The following is a 15,206-nucleotide window of genomic DNA, read 5'->3' as shown; positions in this document are numbered from 1 at the left end:
TTCCGGTGGAACCCTTCAGCTCAGCCTTCACCATCGACCTGCGTCGTCTCGCCGTCCTGCGTGAACTCCAGCGCCGGGGCAGCGTCGCGCGGACCGCCGAGGCGCTGCATCTGACACCCTCGGCGGTGTCCCAGCAACTCACGGGGCTGGCCCGCGAGTTCGGTGTGCCGCTCACCGAACGTGAAGGTCGAGGGCTGCGGTTGACGGCGCAGGCCAGGGTGCTGCTCGCGCACGCGGACGTGATCGCCGCCCAACTGGAGCGAGCCCGCACCGACTTGGCGGAGTACGCGGAGGGCGGGCGCGGGACGGTCGTCGTCGGCTGCTTCTCCAGCGGGATCCTGGGGCTGCTGCCCCCGGCGCTGCGTGCTCTGCGGGAGCGGCTGCCGCACCTGCGCGTGGACGTCGTGGAGGCCGAACCGCCGGATCTGTTCACCGCGTTGGACGCCGGGCAGGTGGACGTGGCGGTCGCCGTCGACTTCGCCGCCGCTCCCCCGCACACCGACGTCCGCTACACCCGCGAGGACCTGCTCACCGACGTCCTGGACGTCGCCCTGCCGCGCGGTCACCGGATCGCGGGCCGCGCGTCGGTGCCGCTGCGGGAACTCGCCGCCGAGCCCTGGATCATCGGCCGGGCGTCGAGTTGCTGCGGGGCGGTGGCGCGTTCCGTCTGCGCGGCGAGCGGGTTCACCCCGGACGTGCGGCACGCCGTCGACGACTGGGCCGCGCTGTCCGCACTCGTCGAGGCGGGAGCAGGTGTCGCGCTGGTGCCCCGGCTCGTGCGATCCGTCTACGCCGGGCGGGAGTTGGCCCTGCGTCCGGTCACGGGCTCCGCTCCCTCACGGAACGTGTTCGCGGCCGTGCGGGCGGGGGCCGAGGGGGATCCGGTACTGGCCGCCGTCCGGGAGGAGCTGCGCAACGCGGCGAACGTTCTTGATGGTTGAGGCGTCCTGGTCGTGATGTGCCGTCCGTGCCCAGGAGTCGTGTCGTCGTGAGAATTGTTGCGAGCTGTGTCGCCGTGGTGCTGTGTCTTGCCTCCGGTTGTTCTCTCGCCGGTGGCGGCGGGGAGGGGGCGGCGTCCTGCGCGTTCGTCGCCGATTACGACGGGCGGCGGTATTCGGGCCTGTACGGGGCCGAGTTCACGCTCGGGGAGGCGGTCGGTACGGCGGTGCTGCCGGCCTGCGACGACACCGGCGGGGACGGGGATCCGGGGGTCGGTGCGCGTGAGGTGACGGCGTACGCCGTGGCCGGGGTGGATCCGGCCGTGGCGATCGTGGTGGGCGGGGTCGCGGACACGTTGCTGGTGGTGCAGGGGGCTCGGGGTCAACTTCCGCCTGAGGTCGTGCGGTTGGTGGGGCGGGGGGAGTAGCGGGCTACTCGGTTCTCCAGGGATGTTCTGCGCTGGGGCCATTCGTCCGCTGTGATCGAGAAGATCGCGGTGTCGCGCAATCGGCCTTCTTCGCCGGGGTACTTGGAGGGGGACCAGTTGCGCAGGACGCCTTCGAAGGTGGCGCCGACGCCGGCGATGGCGGCGCGGGAGCGGTTGTTGCGGGCGTCGGTCTTGAGGTCGATGCGGGAGACCTCCCACACCTCGAACGCCTGCCGGAACAGGAGGAGTTTGGCCTCGGCGTTGATGCCGGTGCCCTGGGCGGAGGCGGCGAGCCAGGTGTGGCCGACCTCGACGGCGTCCAGGCGGGCGGGGTCGAGCCAGGCGCGGGGTTCGCAGTAGGCCGTCGTGCCGACCGCGCGGCCCGTGGCGGTCGAGATCTGGGCGTAGGGGGCGATGGATCCCTCGGCGGCTCTGGCGAGTTGGAGGTCGAGGTAGCCGTCGAACTCGGCGGGCGTCGGCACCCAGGTGAACGCGTACGACGCCCGGTCCTCCTGCGCCGCCGACGCCAACTCGGCGGCGTGGCGCCGCTCCAGGGGTTCCAGGCGCACCAACTCGCCGTCCAGGGGCTTGTTTTGGCCCGCCTCGAATCTCACCCGGTGATGTCCTTCCTCAACTGCGCGAACGCTTCGTGGAAACCGGGGAAAGTCTTGCGGACACAGCCGGGGTCGTCGAACGAAATACCGTGTGTGCGCAGGCCGGTGACCGCGAAGGACATGACGATGCGGTGGTCGCCGTAGGTCTTGATCTCGGCGGGTTCGGGGGTGCCGGGGTGGATCTCGATCCAGTCGGGGCCCGTGGTGACGTCGATGCCGAGGCGGCGCAGGTTCTCCGCGCACGCGTCGAGCCGATCGCACTCCTTCACACGGGTGTTGGCGACGTCCTCGATACGGACCGGGCCCGCCGCGAAGGGGGCGATCGCGGCGAGGGTGGGCATCGTGTCGGAGATGTCACGCATGTTGACCGTCACGCCGTTCAGGGCGCCGGTGCCCCTGACCGTGGTGCGGTCGGCGGCGATCTCGACGTGCGCGCCCATCTTCCGCAGCACCTCGACGAAGCCCAAGTCGCCCTGGAGCGCGCCCTGTCCGAGCCCGGGGACGGTGACCTCGCCGCCGGTGAGGGCCGCCGCGGCGAAGAAGTAGCTGGCGGTGGAGGCGTCGGGTTCGATGGAGTAGGTGGTGGCGCGATAGCCGCCGGGCGGGACGGTGTAGACGCGTTCACCGGCGGCGGGGTTAGCCGAACTCGCCTGCGCCGAACCGGTGTTGGCGGCTGTGACCGCGTCCCCGCCGGCGGTGGTCTCCACCCTGACTTCCACGCCGAACGCCCGCATCATCGCGATCGTGATCTCCACGTACGGGACGGAGACCAGGTCGGTGACGCGGATCCGCAGGCCGGTGCGGGTGAGGGGGCCGAGGAGGAGCAGCGCGGTGAGGTACTGCGAGGACTGCCCGGCGTCCAGGACGACCTCGCCGCCCTCCACCCCGGCCGCGTGGACGGTCAGCGGGTGGTGGCCCTCCGCCTCGCCGTGCCGCAGGTCGACGCCGAGGTCGCGCAGGGCGCGGGTGAGCGGGAGCAGGGGGCGGCGGCGCATCTGGGGCGAGGCGTCGAAGCGGAACGTGCCGTGGCCGGCCGCGGCCAGCGTCGGCAGGAAGCGGGCGGTCGTCGCGCCGTCCCGGCAGTAGACGTCCGCCTCGGTGACCGCCGGGCCCTCGGGCCTGCCGTCCACCTGCCAGGCGTCCGGCGCCCGGCCGACCCGGTACCCGAGGCCCGTCAGCCCCTCGGCGAACCCTTCCGTGTCGTCCGAGCGCAGGGGGCGTACGAGGGTCGTGACACCGTTCGCCGCTGCCGCCAGGAAGAGGGCGCGGGCGGTGAGGGACTTGGAACCGGGGATGTCGACGTGGGGCATACCCCGCATGATCTCGCGGCGGGGGCGGTGAGGGCGGGTGCGTCCAGGGGATGGAACGGGGGGTTCGTCAGGTCTGTGGGGGTGCGGGTATTACGGGGCGTACGGGTCACCGTGTCAGGGTCGTACGGGTAGGGGGTCCTGCGGCGGCCGTGTGCTGGACCACGTCGTCCTCAGGTATCGCCGTCCCCGTACCCGTAGTACCCGTAGTACCCGCGCCCCTCCGGCCCGGCGACAGGGACGTCAACGCCACGCCTCCGACCAGCAGGGCCGCAGCGCACCAGCGGAGCCCGCTGACCGGCTCGCCCAGGAACAGTGCGGCGGTCGACATGCCGAAGACGGGGACGAGGAGGGTGAAGGGGGCGACGGTCGAGGCGGGGTGGCGGCGCAGGAGCCAGCCCCAGGCGCCGAAGCCGAGGACGGTGGAGACCCAGGCGACGAAGAGGACCGTCACGACGCCGGCGAGGTCGAGGGAGCGCAGGGCGTCGAGGTCGCGCGCGGGGCCTTCGGTCAGGAGGGAGAGGCCGAGGAGCGGCAGGACGGGGACGGTGCTCACCCAGACCATGAAGTTGAGGGCGTCGGGCGGCGCGGCCTTGCGGGTCAGGACGTTGGCGACGCCCCAGCAGGCGGCGCCGGCGACGACGAGCGCGAACGCGCCGAGCGGCCCGGAGGTGCCCTCGTCCACGGCGGCGACGACGATCCCGGAGAAGGCGACCGCCATCCCCAACACCCGTACGCGCGTGGGTCGTTCGCCCAGCACCGCGAACGCGATCAGCGCGGTGAACACGGCCTGGATCTGCAGGACGAGCGAGGTCAGCCCGGCCGGCATCCCGGCGCCCATCCCGACGAAGACGAGCCCGAACTTGGCGACGCCCAGCGAGAGTCCGACGCCCACGATCCACTTCCACGCCACCGTCGGCCGCCCCACGAGGAACACGGCGGGCAGCGCGGCGGCCAGGAAGCGAAGGGCGGAGAAGAGCAGCGGCGGGAAGTGGTCGAGGCCGACCTCTATGACGGTGAAGTTGACGCCCCAGACGGCGGCGACGAGGACGGCGAGCAAGAGGTGTGCGGGGCGCATGTGTCGAGGATCGGCCGCACGGACCGTGTAGCACCAGCGATGATTGCTGCACGACAGGATGTAGCAACGCTTACTTCTCGGGAGCCCGTCATGCTCGACCTCCAGCGCCTGCGCGCCCTGCACGCGGTCTCCGTCCACGGCACGGTCGGCGCCGCTGCCGCCGCGCTCGGATACACCTCCTCGGCGGTGTCGCAGCAAATCGCCAAGCTGGAGAGGGAGACGAGGACGGTCCTGCTCGAACGCAAGGGCAGGGGCGTGCGGTTGACCGACGAGGCATGGCAACTCGCGGAGACCGCGCGGGAGTTGCTGGCGATCGTGGAGCGTGCGGAGACCGGGCTCGAAGAGCGCAGGGGGCTGCCCGCGGGCCGGCTCACCGTCGCCGCGTTCGCCTCGGCGGCGCGGGGGCTGATGCCGTCCGTCCTCGCGGACCTGGCCCGCCGGCATCCCGCGCTGGACGCCCGGCTGAGCGAGATCGACCCGCACCTCTCGGTGGACCTGGTGGCCAAGGGCGCGGTCGACCTCGCCGTGGCCCACGACTGGGACATCGCCCCGCTGCCGTCCCCTACGGGTCTGGAGCAGGTGCGCCTCGGGGACGACCTGTGCGATCTCCTCGTACCTGAGAGCCACCCCTTCGCGGGGCGTACGGCGGTGCGGCGCGAGGAACTGGGCGGTGAGCGGTGGATCTGCCAGCCGCCGGGGCGGGTCTGTCACGACTGGCTGCTGCGGACCGTGCGCTCGGCGGGCCACGAGCCCGACGTCGTCCACCAGGCCGACGAGAACCCGACGCTGGTCGCGCTGGTCGCGGCGGGGCTGGGGGTGGCCCTGATCCCGCGCCTCGGTCGGGGCCCTCTCCCGGCGGGCGTCGTCGAGGTGGCCCTGGACCCGGTACCCGTACGCAGGTTGTACGCCTTGTGGCGTACGGGGGCCGCGCGCCGGCCGGCGATCGCGGAGACGGTGCGGACGCTGCGGGAGCAGTGGCCGAGGGTGACGGCGCGGTGAGGGTGGGCGCGCGGTGAGGGTGACGGCCTGGTGAGGGGGCACGCGATGAGGAGTCGCGCTGTGAGCGCCCTCTCGCCGTCCCGCCCGTTCCGGGAACCGTTCGCCTCCCCTGTACGTCGAAGCGCCGGACTGCCGGGCGAGTCGTCTCGGTGCGGTGTCGGCTCTCGCGGTCGGCCGTGATCGGTCAGCCGTGATCGGTCGGCGGTGATCGGTCGGCGGTGATCGTCGGCGCACCCCTCTCCAGCCGTACCGCGCCCGGCAGCGTGCCGTCACCGGCGTGCCCCCCTCCACAGCGCCGGTGACGGCCCTCGGGGTCCGTCTGCGCCGGAGTCCGCGCGCATCGCGTGTGAACGCCGCATGTCAGCAAGGCCGTTGGTGGGACGCGAGGTCGTAGGGTGGGCCGATGCGCGCGGGGATCGGGCTGAGGGAGGTGGCCGAGCGGGCCGGAGTGTCGATGCGGACCGTGTCGAACGTGGTCCGCGGCACGGGCCGTTTCTCGGAGGCGACGCGGGAGAAAGTCGCCCGCGCCGTCGAGGAGTTGGGGTACCGGCCCAACACCGCGGCCCGGCGGCTGCGCACCGGCCGCAGCGGGGTGCTGCTGCTGGCGGTGCCCGATCTGTCGATGCCGTACTTCGCCGAACTCGCCGGGCACGTCCTGCGGGAGGCGGCGGCCCACGGCTGCACTCTCCTCGTCGAGGCGACGGGCGGTGCGCCCGGGGCGGAGCTGGAGATCGCGCTGGGCCGCACCGACCCGATGGTCGACGGGGTCATCCTCAGCCCGCTCGCACTGGACGACGTGCGGGCGTCAACGGCCTTGCGCAGCAAGCCGCTTGTGCTGCTGGGCGAGCGGCTGCACGACCTTCCCCATCCGCACGTCACCATCGACAACACGGCCGCCGCGCGGGAGGCGACCGTCCGGCTGCTGGCGCGCGGGCGGCGCCGGATCGCCGTCATCGGCCGCCAGACCACCCCGCACGCGGCGACCTCGGCGACCCGACTCCGGGGCTATCTAAGGGCGTTGGCGGAGTTCGCCGTCCCGTACGACGAGGCGCTGGCGCCGCCCGTCCCCGCGTACGACCGCGCGTCGGGCGCCGCCGCGCTGCGCGCTCTGCTGGCGCTGCCCCAACTCCCCGACGCCGTCTTCTGTTTCGCGGACGCGCTCGCCGAAGGGGCGCTGCACGCGGCCCGGGAGCGGGGGGTGCGGGTTCCGGAAGACCTCGCGGTCATCGGTTTCGACGACGTCGAGGCGGCCCGCTACACCGCTCCCCCGCTGACCACCGTCGCCCCCGACAAGTCCGAACTGGCGCGGCTGGCCGTGACGTCGCTGCTGAGCGGGATAGCGGGGGCGGACCGGGCGTCGTTGCTGGTGGCGGGGTACCGGCTGGTGGTGCGGGAGAGCGGGTGAGGGCGGGCGGGGTTCGAGCGGGCGGGTGAGAGCGGGCGGGTGAGGGGCGGCGGGCAGGAATCGGTGGGCGCGAACCCTCCCATCTCCCCTGTTTTCGCCGCGAGTTCACGGTGTGGCTCCCCCTAGGCCCTCTGGTGCCAAGGCCGTTGCTCCGATACCTTCCGCCGCACACATCAACTTCACAGGTACGCAGGAAGGGTGCACGCGCATGCGCAAGGCGCTCAGATGGCTGCTCGCGCTCACGGTGCTGATAAGCACGCTGGGCACGGCGACGGCGGCGACCGCCGCCGAACCGGAGGCCACCGACATCAAGGACCGGCTGCTGTCGATCCCGGGCATGAGTCTGGTCCAGGAGAAGCCGTACCCCGGTTACCGCTTCTTCGTGCTGAACTACACCCAGCCGATCGACCACCGGCACCCCTCCGCCGGCACCTTCGAGCAGCGCATCACGGTGCTGCACAAGGACGTGAGCCGGCCGACCGTCTTCTACACGGGCGGCTACAACGTCTCCACGAACCCGGGCCGCCGCGAGCCCACCCAGATCGTGGACGGCAACCAAGTCTCCATGGAATACCGGTACTTCACGCCGTCCCGGCCGGCCGAGCCCGCCGACTGGAGCAAGCTGACGATCTGGCAGGCCGCCAGCGACCAGCACCGCATCTTCGAGGCGTTGAAGCCGGTCTACCCCAAGAACTGGATCTCCACGGGCGGTTCGAAGGGCGGCATGACCGCCACCTACTACGAGCGTTTCTACCCGCGTGACATGGACGGCGTCGTCGCGTACGTGGCGCCCAACGACGTGGTGAACGACGAGGATTCGGCGTACGACCGGTTCTTCCGGACCGTCGGCACCAAGGAGTGCCGCGACCGGCTGAACGGCGTGCAGCGCGAGGCGCTGGTGCGCCGGGAGACGCTGGAGAAGCGGTACGCGGCGTACGCGGCCGACAACGGCTACACCTTCACGACCGTCGGCAGTCTCGACAAGGCGTACGAGGCGGTCGTCCTCGACTACGTCTGGGGCTTCTGGCAGTACAGCCTGCTCGCCGACTGCGACACGGTCCCGGCGGACGCGAAGAACGCGACCGACGACGAGATCTGGAACTCGGTCGACTCGATCTCCGGGTTCTCCTTCTACACGGACCAGGGTCTCACCCCGTACACCCCGTACTACTTCCAGGCGGCCTCGCAGCTCGGGGCGCCCACCATCCACTTCCCGCACATCGAGCGGAAGTACATCCGCTACGGCTACCAGCCGCCGGCGAACTTCGTGCCGGACAGCATCCGCATCCCGAGGTTCGACCGGTACGCGATGGCCGACGTGGACAACTGGGTGCGCCACCACGCCCACCGGATGCTGTTCGTGTACGGCCAGAACGACCCCTGGGGCGCGGAGCCGTTCCGGGTCGGCAAGGGCGCGAAGGACTCGTACGTGATGACCGCCCCCGGTCTGAACCACGGCGCGAACGTCGCCGGTCTCGTCCCCGACGAGAAGGCGTTCGCCACCGCCCGCATCCTGGACTGGGCCGGTGTCTCCGCGAGCGCCGTGGCGGCGGCGAAGCCGCTGGCGAGGTTCGACGCGAAGCTGGATGTCAGGGACATCGAACGGGAGCCGGCGCTGCGCCCGTAGTACCCGTAGTACCCGTAGTACCTGAGGCGGCTCAGGCGCGCGTCATACCCGTAGTACCTGAGAGCCACCCCGACGGCCGACCGGCCCACATTCCGGTCGGCCGTCGTCCGCTGTACGGACTGTGTGTATAGTCCCGGCCCATGGATTCCGGTGTCGAGCTCGTGAAGCGCGCGCACGTCGACCTGCTCAGGGTCGCCACCGCGCTGTGTAGCTGACCCCGCACATCCCTTCCGCGTCCTTCCTTGACGCCCATTTCCCCTGGTTCTTCCGCTCCGTACCCTTGCGCGCCACCTTCGCCGGGCGTTGATTCAACGTTGCATCCGCTTTGGTGAACTCCCTCCCCCCTGGAGACCCCATGACCGTGCGCCTGCACTGGTTCCTGCCCACCACGGGCGACGACCGTGACGTGGTCGGCGTGACCGCCCGTGACTCGCTCCAGTCCCGTACGACCACCCGCCCGCCGACGCTGGACTACCTCGCGCAGGTCGCCCGCGCCGCCGAGTCGGCCGGGTTCGAGGCCGTGCTGACCCCTACGGGGAGCGACTGCGAGGACGCGTGGCTCACCACGGCCGCGCTGATCCCGCAGACCACCCGGCTCAAGTTCCTGGTCGCGTTCCGCCCCGGCGTCATCGCACCCCCGCTGGCCGCCCAGATGACGGCGACCTACCAGCGCCTGTCCGGCGGACGCCTGCTGCTCAACGTCGTCACCGGCTCCGACGCCGACGAGCAGCGCGCGTACGGCGACTTCCTCTCGCACGACGAACGCTACGGCCGCACCGCCGAGTTCCTGGACCTGCTGCGGACGGCCTGGGCGGGCGAGGTGTACGACTACGAGGGCGCCCACTACCGGGTCGCGGGCGGACAGCTGCGCAGGCCCCCGGCCCAGCGACCCCCGGTGTTCTTCGGCGGATCGTCGCAGGCGGCGCTCCCGGTGGCCGCCAAGTACGCGGACACGTACCTCACTTGGGGTGAGCCTCCGGCGGCGGTCGCCCAGAAGATCGCCCGGGTGGGGGAGTTGGCGGCGGCCGAGGGGCGTGAGCTGTCGTACGGCATCCGGCTGCACGTCATCAGCCGCGACACCGCCGCCGAGGCGTGGGCGGAGGCCGACCGGATCCTGGCCGGCCTCGACCCGGCCGCGATCAGGGCCGCGCACGAGCGGTTCAGCGCCTCGGAGTCGGCCGGGCAGCGGGCGATGGCCGCGCTCAGCGGCGGGCGCACGGACCGGCTGGAGATCCACCCCAACCTGTGGGCCGGGTTCGGGCTCGTCCGGCCCGGTGCGGGCACCGCGCTGGTCGGCAGCCACGAGCAGGTCGCCGAGCGCATCGAGGAGTTCGCGGCGCTGGGCATCGAGCACTTCATCCTCTCCGGGCAGCCGCACCTGGAGGAGGCGATCCGCTTCGGGGAGTGCGTCCGTCCGCTGCTCACCCGCCAACTCGCCACTGCCTGACCCGACTTCACCGGAAGAGAGAACCGAGCCATGTCCCGTACGCTCGACAGACGAGCCGCCCTGCGCCTGTTCACCGCCTCCGGTCTGGGCCTGGGCCTCGCCGCCTGCGCCGGACCGGGCGGGGGCGGCGCCTCGCCGGCGGCCGGCAACTCCCCCTCGGCGCCGGCCACTTCGGGTGCCGTCAAGGGCACGGTGTCCTTCGCCCACTGGCGGGCCGAGGACAAGGCGGTGATAGCCGAGCTGGTGAAGGCGTTCGTGAAGAAGCATCCGGACGCCGCTGTCGAGCAGGACATCTCCCCGTCCGCCGACTACCAGTCGACGGCGCTGCGCCGTATCCAGGGCTCGAAGACGGGTGACCTGTTCACCGCGTTCCGGGGAGCGCAGTTCCAGCAGATCGTGAAGGCGGGCGTGTACGCGCCGCTCACCGGCACGGACGTGGTCGGCAGGTACCGGGCGAGCCTGGTGACGCCGGGCGCGCAGGCGGGCCAACAGTACGGCCTGCCCTACCAGTTGGTGTTCAACATGCCGCTCGCCAACACCGACGCGCTCGACAGGGCGGGGCACACGAGCGCGCCGAAGGACTGGAACGGCTTCCTGCAACTCCTCGACGACCTCAAGGCGAAGGGGTTCACGCCGATCGCCTGGCCGGGCGGGGACACCGCGAACGCGGGGCAGTTGCTCAACACGATGGTCATGAACAACGCGCCGAGCGGCGACATGTTCACGAAGATCGAGTCGGGCGTGTACCGGGTGACCGACGACTGGTTCCTCAAGACCCTTGAGCAGTACGCCCAGTTGGCGCCGTACTTCCAGGACCGCGCGACCGGTTCGACGACGGACGCGGTGACGCAGTTGTTCGCCTCCGGCAAGGCGGGCCTGCTCGCGACCGGCTCCTTCCAGATGGCCGGGGTGCGGGCACTGGGAGCGAAGTTTCCCTTCGACCTGGTCGCGCCGATCACGACGACGGCTCAACAGGCGAAGTACGAGGGCGTGTTCAACGCGACGTTCATCCTCGGCGTGAACAGCGCGTCGAAGGCGCAGCCGGCGGCGTACGCGTTCCTGGAGTTCCTGAGCGACCCGGTGAACGCGGCCGTCTACGCGAACGGCACCGGGCAGCACGTCACCGTCGAGGGCGTCGAGTACACCAACGCCGACCTGAAGGCCGTGTCGCCGTGGCTGGCGCGCAGGACGCTGCTGGCGCCGCGTTTCCAGTTCCTGGACCTCGACATCCGCTCGGCCGTCGAGAACGCGGCCGTGGCCGTCGTCGGGGGCAAGAAGCCGGCGCAGGCGGCCGAGGAGGCCCAGCGTGTCATCGACCAGAAGCGCGCGTAGCCGCCGCGCGTCGCGGGCGCTGTGGCTCTTCCCGGTGCCCGCGCTGGCCCTCTACCTGTTCTTCTTCGCGTACCCGACCGTGCAGGCGGTGCAGTACGCGCTGACGGACTGGGACGGCTACAGCGCGGCGTACCGCAGCGTCGGCCTGGACAACTTCCGTCAACTCGCCACGGGCGACGACGTGTTCAGGAACGCGGCGGAGAACAACCTGAAGCTGATGGTGGTGGTCGTCCTCGCCCAGACGGCGCTGGCGCTGCTGCTGGCGCTCTACCTGGTGCGCACGACCCGCGCCTCGACCGTGCTGCGCGCACTGTTCTTCCTGCCGACGGTCCTGTCGTCGGTGGCGGTCGCGTTCGTGTGGCGGTTCGTGTACGACCCGGACGGCGGGCTGCTCAACTCGGGCCTTCGTGCTGTGGGGTTGGGCAATCTCCAGTCGGTGTACCTGGGGAACCCGGACACGGCGGTGTACTGGCTGGCGCTCACGCAGGTGTGGTTCCACGCGGGCCAGATGATGGTCGTCTTCATCGCCGGACTCCAGGCGATCCCACGGGAGTTGTACGAGGCGGCCGAGCTGGACGGCGCCGGGCGCCTGGCCCGGTTCCGGTATGTCACCTGGCCGTTGGTGGCTCCGGCGACGGGGATCGTCGTCGCCTACACGACCGTGCAGTCCTTCAAGGCGTTCGATCTGGTCCTCGGGCTCGGCGGCAACCCCCCTGGTCCGGCACTGGACTTGCTGTCGACGCGGGTCTACACCACCTTCTCCAACAACCAGTTCGGCTATGCCGCCGCCCAGTCCCTGCTGTTCATGGCGCTCATCGCGCTGCTCACCTGGGTCCAGCGGCGGGCGATCCGGAGGGCGACGCGATGACGAAGACCCTGCGACCCCTGGTACTCACGCTGGGCGCGGCGACCGTCGTGGTCCCGTTGCTGGTCGTGGTGTTCGGCACGTTCAAGACGCTGCCGCAGCTCTTCGACTCGCCGCTGTCGCCGCCGAGTTCGCCGACGCTGGACAACTACCGGCGGGCGGTCGACGAGGGCGGGCTCGGGGCCGCGTTCGGCAACAGCGTGCTCGTCACAGCGGGCGCGGTCGTGCTGACGCTGGCCGTCGCGAGTCTCGCCGCGTTCTTCTGCGCGCGGGTGCCGGGGCGGGTCGGCTGGATCGTGTTCGGTGTCCTCGTCGCGGGGCTCGCGGTGCCCGCGCAGGCGGCGATCGTCCCGCAGTACGTCCTGTTCGACCGGCTCGGGCTCACCGACAGCCTGTTCGGGCTGGTCCTCGTCGACACCACGATGACGCTGCCGACGGCCGTGTTCATCCTCGGCGGTTTCCTGCGCACAATCCCCGAAGAGCTGTACGAGGCGGCCGAGTTGGACGGCGCGGGTCCGCTGCGGTCGTTCGTGTCCCTCACGCTCCCGCTGACGCGTCCCGCGCTGGCGACGACGGGCATCTTCCTGTTCGTGATGGACTGGAACGACCTGCTCTATCCCCTTCTGTTCATCCGCTCCCACGAGCAACGGACGCTGCCGCTGGCCCTGTTGGACTTCCAGGGCGAGTTTCAGACCCAGTACCCCCTGCTGTTCGCGGGGGTGGTGATCGCGTCGGTGCCGGTGATCGTCGTGTACGTGCTGCTCCAGCGGCACTTCGTGTCGGGGCTGACGGCGGGGGCGGTGCGCGGCTGAGAAAAGAGTGACAACATCTCGTTCAACATAAGGAGTTGACGCCTCTTCGTTCAACTCCCATGCTGGTGCTCATGACTTCGGATCCCTTCACCGCCCCCGACCCCGAACAGGCCCGCGCCGAGCGGGTCTACCCGTCCCTGTTCCGGATAGCCGAACGGCACGCGGCGACCGACGCGCAGCGTCTGCGGCAGACCAACCCGGCGATCCTCGCGCCCCACGAGGCGGTACGACTGGTGTCGTTCCTGCTCAGTGGGGCGGCGCTGAAGGAAGAGGGTGAGGAGGACGTCGACCGGGCGGACATCACCGCCGCGCTGACGCTTCTGCCGCTGGTGCGGGCCGAGTTGGACGAGCTGGAGGCCGGGCTGCTGGAGATGGCGCGCGGGCGCGAGATGACGTGGCAGGAGATCGCGTTCGGCCTGGGGCTCGGCACTCCGCAGGCGGCCCGGCAGCGCTACGAGAGGCTGGCGAGCCGGGTGGAGAGCGAGCAGTAGCCCCACGTCAGCTCAACTCCCCGCCGGCCAGGGCATATCGGCGTCAGGGCCCGAAGCACTCCCGCCCGCCCCCGCCGCTCCCCGGCACGAAGCACACCCGCAACTTCGCCCGGTCCGGCTCCCCGATCATCGCGGTGAACCGGTAGACGGCGGTGTCGGCGACGTCGCGGACGACGGCCCGGCGCGCCCGCTCCCCCGGCGCCGAGATCTCCACCGCGTCCCCGACCCGCGCGTGCCAGATACGACCCCAAGCCGCCCCGCACACAGTGCTGTAGCGCAACTCGACGCTCGCCCCGGCGCGCGTGCGGTGCTGCGGGCCGAGGGAGTCGACGCGGCCGGGCAGCCCGCACGACATCGCGTCCGGATCCCGCCCGTCGCACGTGCGGCCCTGGCAGCCGGGGGGCGGGGTCGAGCAGGGGCGTGGCCGTCGTGGTGTGCTCCGACCCCGAACTCCGCACGGACAGCGCGGCGATGGCGACGGCGGCGACCGCCGCGCCGACGGGGAGCAGGTACCGGCGACGGCGCCTGGGCGCGGGCGGAGTCACCAACGTGACGGGCACGGAGGGGAGTTCGGCGGGCGGGGTGGCGCGGGCGCGTCCGCTCCACTCGGCGTCGGCGAGTTCCCAGAGCGCGAGGAGCCGTCCGGGCGGTTCTCCGGCGAGTGCGCACAGCGCCTCGACCGCCTGCCGGGGCGGTGGTTTCTTCCCGTTGAGATAGCGTTCCCACGACGACTTGCTGTACGGGGTGCGCTCGGCAAGTGCCGCCAGGCTCAGGCCCGTTCGTGCCCGCGCCGCGCGCAGCCCCTCGGCCAGGGCGACGCACTCCGGTGCGGTGGCGGTCATCGGCGCAGCACCTGCCAGGTGTGCGGGCCGACGATGCCGTCCGCCGGCAGCCCGGCCACCTGCTGGAGGCGTACGACGGCCGCGATGGTCTGCTGGCCGTAGATGCCGTCGACAGGCCCCGGGTTCAACCGGCGCCTGCGCAACAGGCATTGGGCCTCGACGACGTCCCAGCCGGGCCCGGCGAGGACGGCGGTCCGGGTCGTGCTGTACCCGGCGCCGAGGCCGAGCGCGCCCCGCGCGCGGATCTCGCAGGGGTAGGTCTTGCCGACCCTGAAGAGGTAACGCCCCGGTCCTTCCCCGGTGGTTGAGGGGCTGGGGCTGGGCCGCGCGCCCGTGACGACCTCGGTGCTGCCCTTCCGCCCTCCGCTGTCGTCGCTCCGCCAGGGAACGGCGATCAGCAGGCCCGCGCCGACGCCCAGGAGTGCGGCGACCGCGACGGCGGCGAAGGCGTGGGAGCGGGGGATCACGGCGGCCGGCGGTTCGATCGACTCGGGTTCCGTCGGCGGGGGTTCGGCCGGTGTCTGCCAGCTGTCCACGGCCACCTCGTGCAGCGCGAGCAACCGCGTGGGTTCCGTGCCGGTGACCCGCGCCAGTTCCTCCACCGCCTGCCGGGGCGGCAGGGCCCGGCCGTTGAGGTAGCGCTCCCAGGAGGAGCGGCTGTACCCGGTCTTGGTGGCGAGCGAGTTCAGGGTCAGCCCGGACCGGTCCTTCAACCGGCGGAGCTGCACGACGAGTTGGCGGACCCTCTGGTCCAGCGAGTCCGGCAGTTCCTGCCAACGCGACATCCCTCACCCCGCACGCGTCAGGATCCCTCGACTCTGTAGTACACCCCCGGGGCCGCCTCCGGGTTCCGGCCGGAACACCGACCGGGTCGCCTTTCGGACGCGCCCGGTTGCGCCCGGCCGCGTCCGGGCGTCCCACCGATGCCGCGTCACGGCACCCGTCCGCGCAGCTCAGCGCGTGGGACGTCCCACGCGGTCCCGGTGTCCCCACCAGCACTGGCCCGCAGCCAAGTTGGCCT

The 15,206-nt window shown here is 71.7% G+C and carries 17 protein-coding genes and 1 pseudogene; 12 read left to right on the top strand and 6 right to left on the bottom strand.

The genetic code is table 11. From position 1 onward, the window contains the following. The first annotated feature begins 5 nt into the window (after nt 1-5). Nucleotides 6-941: a LysR family transcriptional regulator gene (locus IAG44_RS26240; RefSeq protein WP_187749532.1), complete on the top strand. Its 936-nt coding sequence runs from the start codon at nt 6-8 to the stop codon at nt 939-941. A 47-nt stretch (nt 942-988) separates the two neighbouring features. After that, a complete protein-coding gene (locus tag IAG44_RS26235; protein WP_187749531.1) occupies nt 989-1,366 on the top strand; it encodes a DUF6281 family protein in 378 nt (125 codons plus the stop codon). On the opposite strand, the gene IAG44_RS26230 is transcribed toward IAG44_RS26235, so the two are convergent. The 3 genes from IAG44_RS26230 to IAG44_RS26220 all read right to left on the bottom strand — a co-directional run bounded on the left by IAG44_RS26230 (nt 1,321) and on the right by IAG44_RS26220 (nt 4,365). Next, a complete protein-coding gene (locus IAG44_RS26230) occupies nt 1,321-1,980 on the bottom strand; it encodes a GNAT family N-acetyltransferase (protein WP_187749530.1) in 660 nt (219 codons plus the stop codon). The genes IAG44_RS26235 and IAG44_RS26230 overlap by 46 nt on opposite strands. Next, on the bottom strand, nt 1,977-3,290 hold the full coding sequence (locus IAG44_RS26225) for a 3-phosphoshikimate 1-carboxyvinyltransferase (RefSeq protein ID WP_187749529.1): 1,314 nt from the start codon (nt 3,288-3,290) through the stop codon (nt 1,977-1,979). Before IAG44_RS26225 ends, IAG44_RS26230 begins: the two co-directional genes overlap by 4 nt. 106 nt (nt 3,291-3,396) lie before the next feature. Next, nucleotides 3,397-4,365 carry an EamA family transporter gene (locus IAG44_RS26220; protein ID WP_187749528.1) on the bottom strand — a complete coding sequence of 323 codons (969 nt, stop codon included), beginning with the start codon at nt 4,363-4,365 and terminating at the stop codon, nt 3,397-3,399. Between the two features lie 90 nt (nt 4,366-4,455). On the opposite strand from IAG44_RS26220, the gene IAG44_RS26215 reads away from it, so the two are divergent. The 9 genes from IAG44_RS26215 to IAG44_RS26180 all read left to right on the top strand — a co-directional run bounded on the left by IAG44_RS26215 (nt 4,456) and on the right by IAG44_RS26180 (nt 13,343). Further along, the gene (locus IAG44_RS26215; RefSeq protein ID WP_187749527.1) at nt 4,456-5,364 is read left to right on the top strand and encodes a LysR family transcriptional regulator; all 909 of its coding nucleotides are present in this window, start codon (nt 4,456-4,458) and stop codon (nt 5,362-5,364) included. Nucleotides 5,365-5,767: 403 nt separating this feature from the next. After that, entirely contained in the window at nt 5,768-6,769 is a 1,002-nt protein-coding gene (locus IAG44_RS26210) for a LacI family DNA-binding transcriptional regulator (RefSeq protein WP_187749526.1), read from the top strand. A 208-nt stretch (nt 6,770-6,977) separates the two neighbouring features. Next, nucleotides 6,978-8,396: a S28 family serine protease gene (locus IAG44_RS26205; protein WP_187749525.1), complete on the top strand. Its 1,419-nt coding sequence runs from the start codon at nt 6,978-6,980 to the stop codon at nt 8,394-8,396. A gap of 140 nt (nt 8,397-8,536) precedes the next feature. Continuing rightward, the gene (locus IAG44_RS44810) at nt 8,537-8,611 is read left to right on the top strand and encodes a putative leader peptide (RefSeq protein ID WP_355873567.1); all 75 of its coding nucleotides are present in this window, start codon (nt 8,537-8,539) and stop codon (nt 8,609-8,611) included. Between the two features lie 140 nt (nt 8,612-8,751). Then, nucleotides 8,752-9,843 carry an LLM class flavin-dependent oxidoreductase gene (locus IAG44_RS26200; protein ID WP_187749524.1) on the top strand — a complete coding sequence of 364 codons (1,092 nt, stop codon included), beginning with the start codon at nt 8,752-8,754 and terminating at the stop codon, nt 9,841-9,843. Between the two features lie 30 nt (nt 9,844-9,873). Further along, nucleotides 9,874-11,175, top strand: a complete 1,302-nt coding sequence (locus tag IAG44_RS26195) for an ABC transporter substrate-binding protein (RefSeq protein ID WP_187749523.1) — start codon at nt 9,874-9,876, stop codon at nt 11,173-11,175. Beyond that, complete coding sequence (locus IAG44_RS26190) at nt 11,150-12,043, top strand: carbohydrate ABC transporter permease (protein WP_246562104.1); 894 nt, start codon at nt 11,150-11,152, stop codon at nt 12,041-12,043. Before IAG44_RS26195 ends, IAG44_RS26190 begins: the two co-directional genes overlap by 26 nt. Next, nucleotides 12,040-12,852 carry a carbohydrate ABC transporter permease gene (locus IAG44_RS26185; RefSeq protein ID WP_187749522.1) on the top strand — a complete coding sequence of 271 codons (813 nt, stop codon included), beginning with the start codon at nt 12,040-12,042 and terminating at the stop codon, nt 12,850-12,852. Before IAG44_RS26190 ends, IAG44_RS26185 begins: the two co-directional genes overlap by 4 nt. Nucleotides 12,853-12,923: 71 nt before the next feature. Beyond that, the gene (locus tag IAG44_RS26180; protein ID WP_187749521.1) at nt 12,924-13,343 is read left to right on the top strand and encodes a DNA-binding protein; all 420 of its coding nucleotides are present in this window, start codon (nt 12,924-12,926) and stop codon (nt 13,341-13,343) included. Between the two features lie 43 nt (nt 13,344-13,386). Here the strand turns inward: IAG44_RS26180 and IAG44_RS43775 are convergent, their stop codons facing one another. After that, nucleotides 13,387-13,698, bottom strand: a complete 312-nt coding sequence (locus IAG44_RS43775; RefSeq protein WP_246562101.1) for a DUF2690 domain-containing protein — start codon at nt 13,696-13,698, stop codon at nt 13,387-13,389. A gap of 65 nt (nt 13,699-13,763) precedes the next feature. Here IAG44_RS43775 and IAG44_RS43770 point away from each other — a divergent pair, with 65 nt between their 5' ends. Next, nucleotides 13,764-14,060 (top strand): hypothetical protein, encoded by a 297-nt coding sequence (locus tag IAG44_RS43770; RefSeq protein WP_246562097.1) that lies wholly within the window; start codon nt 13,764-13,766, stop codon nt 14,058-14,060. Here IAG44_RS43770 and IAG44_RS43765 read toward each other — a convergent pair. Together IAG44_RS43765 and IAG44_RS26170 are read right to left on the bottom strand one after the other, a co-directional pair. Then, nucleotides 14,045-14,185 (bottom strand): annotated as a pseudogene (locus IAG44_RS43765) (helix-turn-helix domain-containing protein); the annotation flags it as partial. The gene IAG44_RS43770 and the pseudogene IAG44_RS43765 overlap by 16 nt on opposite strands. After that, nucleotides 14,182-14,970: a helix-turn-helix domain-containing protein gene (locus tag IAG44_RS26170; RefSeq protein WP_187749520.1), complete on the bottom strand. Its 789-nt coding sequence runs from the start codon at nt 14,968-14,970 to the stop codon at nt 14,182-14,184. The gene IAG44_RS26170 and the pseudogene IAG44_RS43765, both read right to left, overlap by 4 nt. Nucleotides 14,971-15,206 lie beyond the last annotated feature (236 nt).

The sequence above is a fragment of the Streptomyces roseirectus genome (assembly GCF_014489635.1).
GTDB classification, from domain to species: domain Bacteria; phylum Actinomycetota; class Actinomycetes; order Streptomycetales; family Streptomycetaceae; genus Streptomyces; species Streptomyces roseirectus.
Note: the sequence above shows the minus strand (reverse complement) of the source record. Positions and strands in the feature narration are given on the sequence as shown.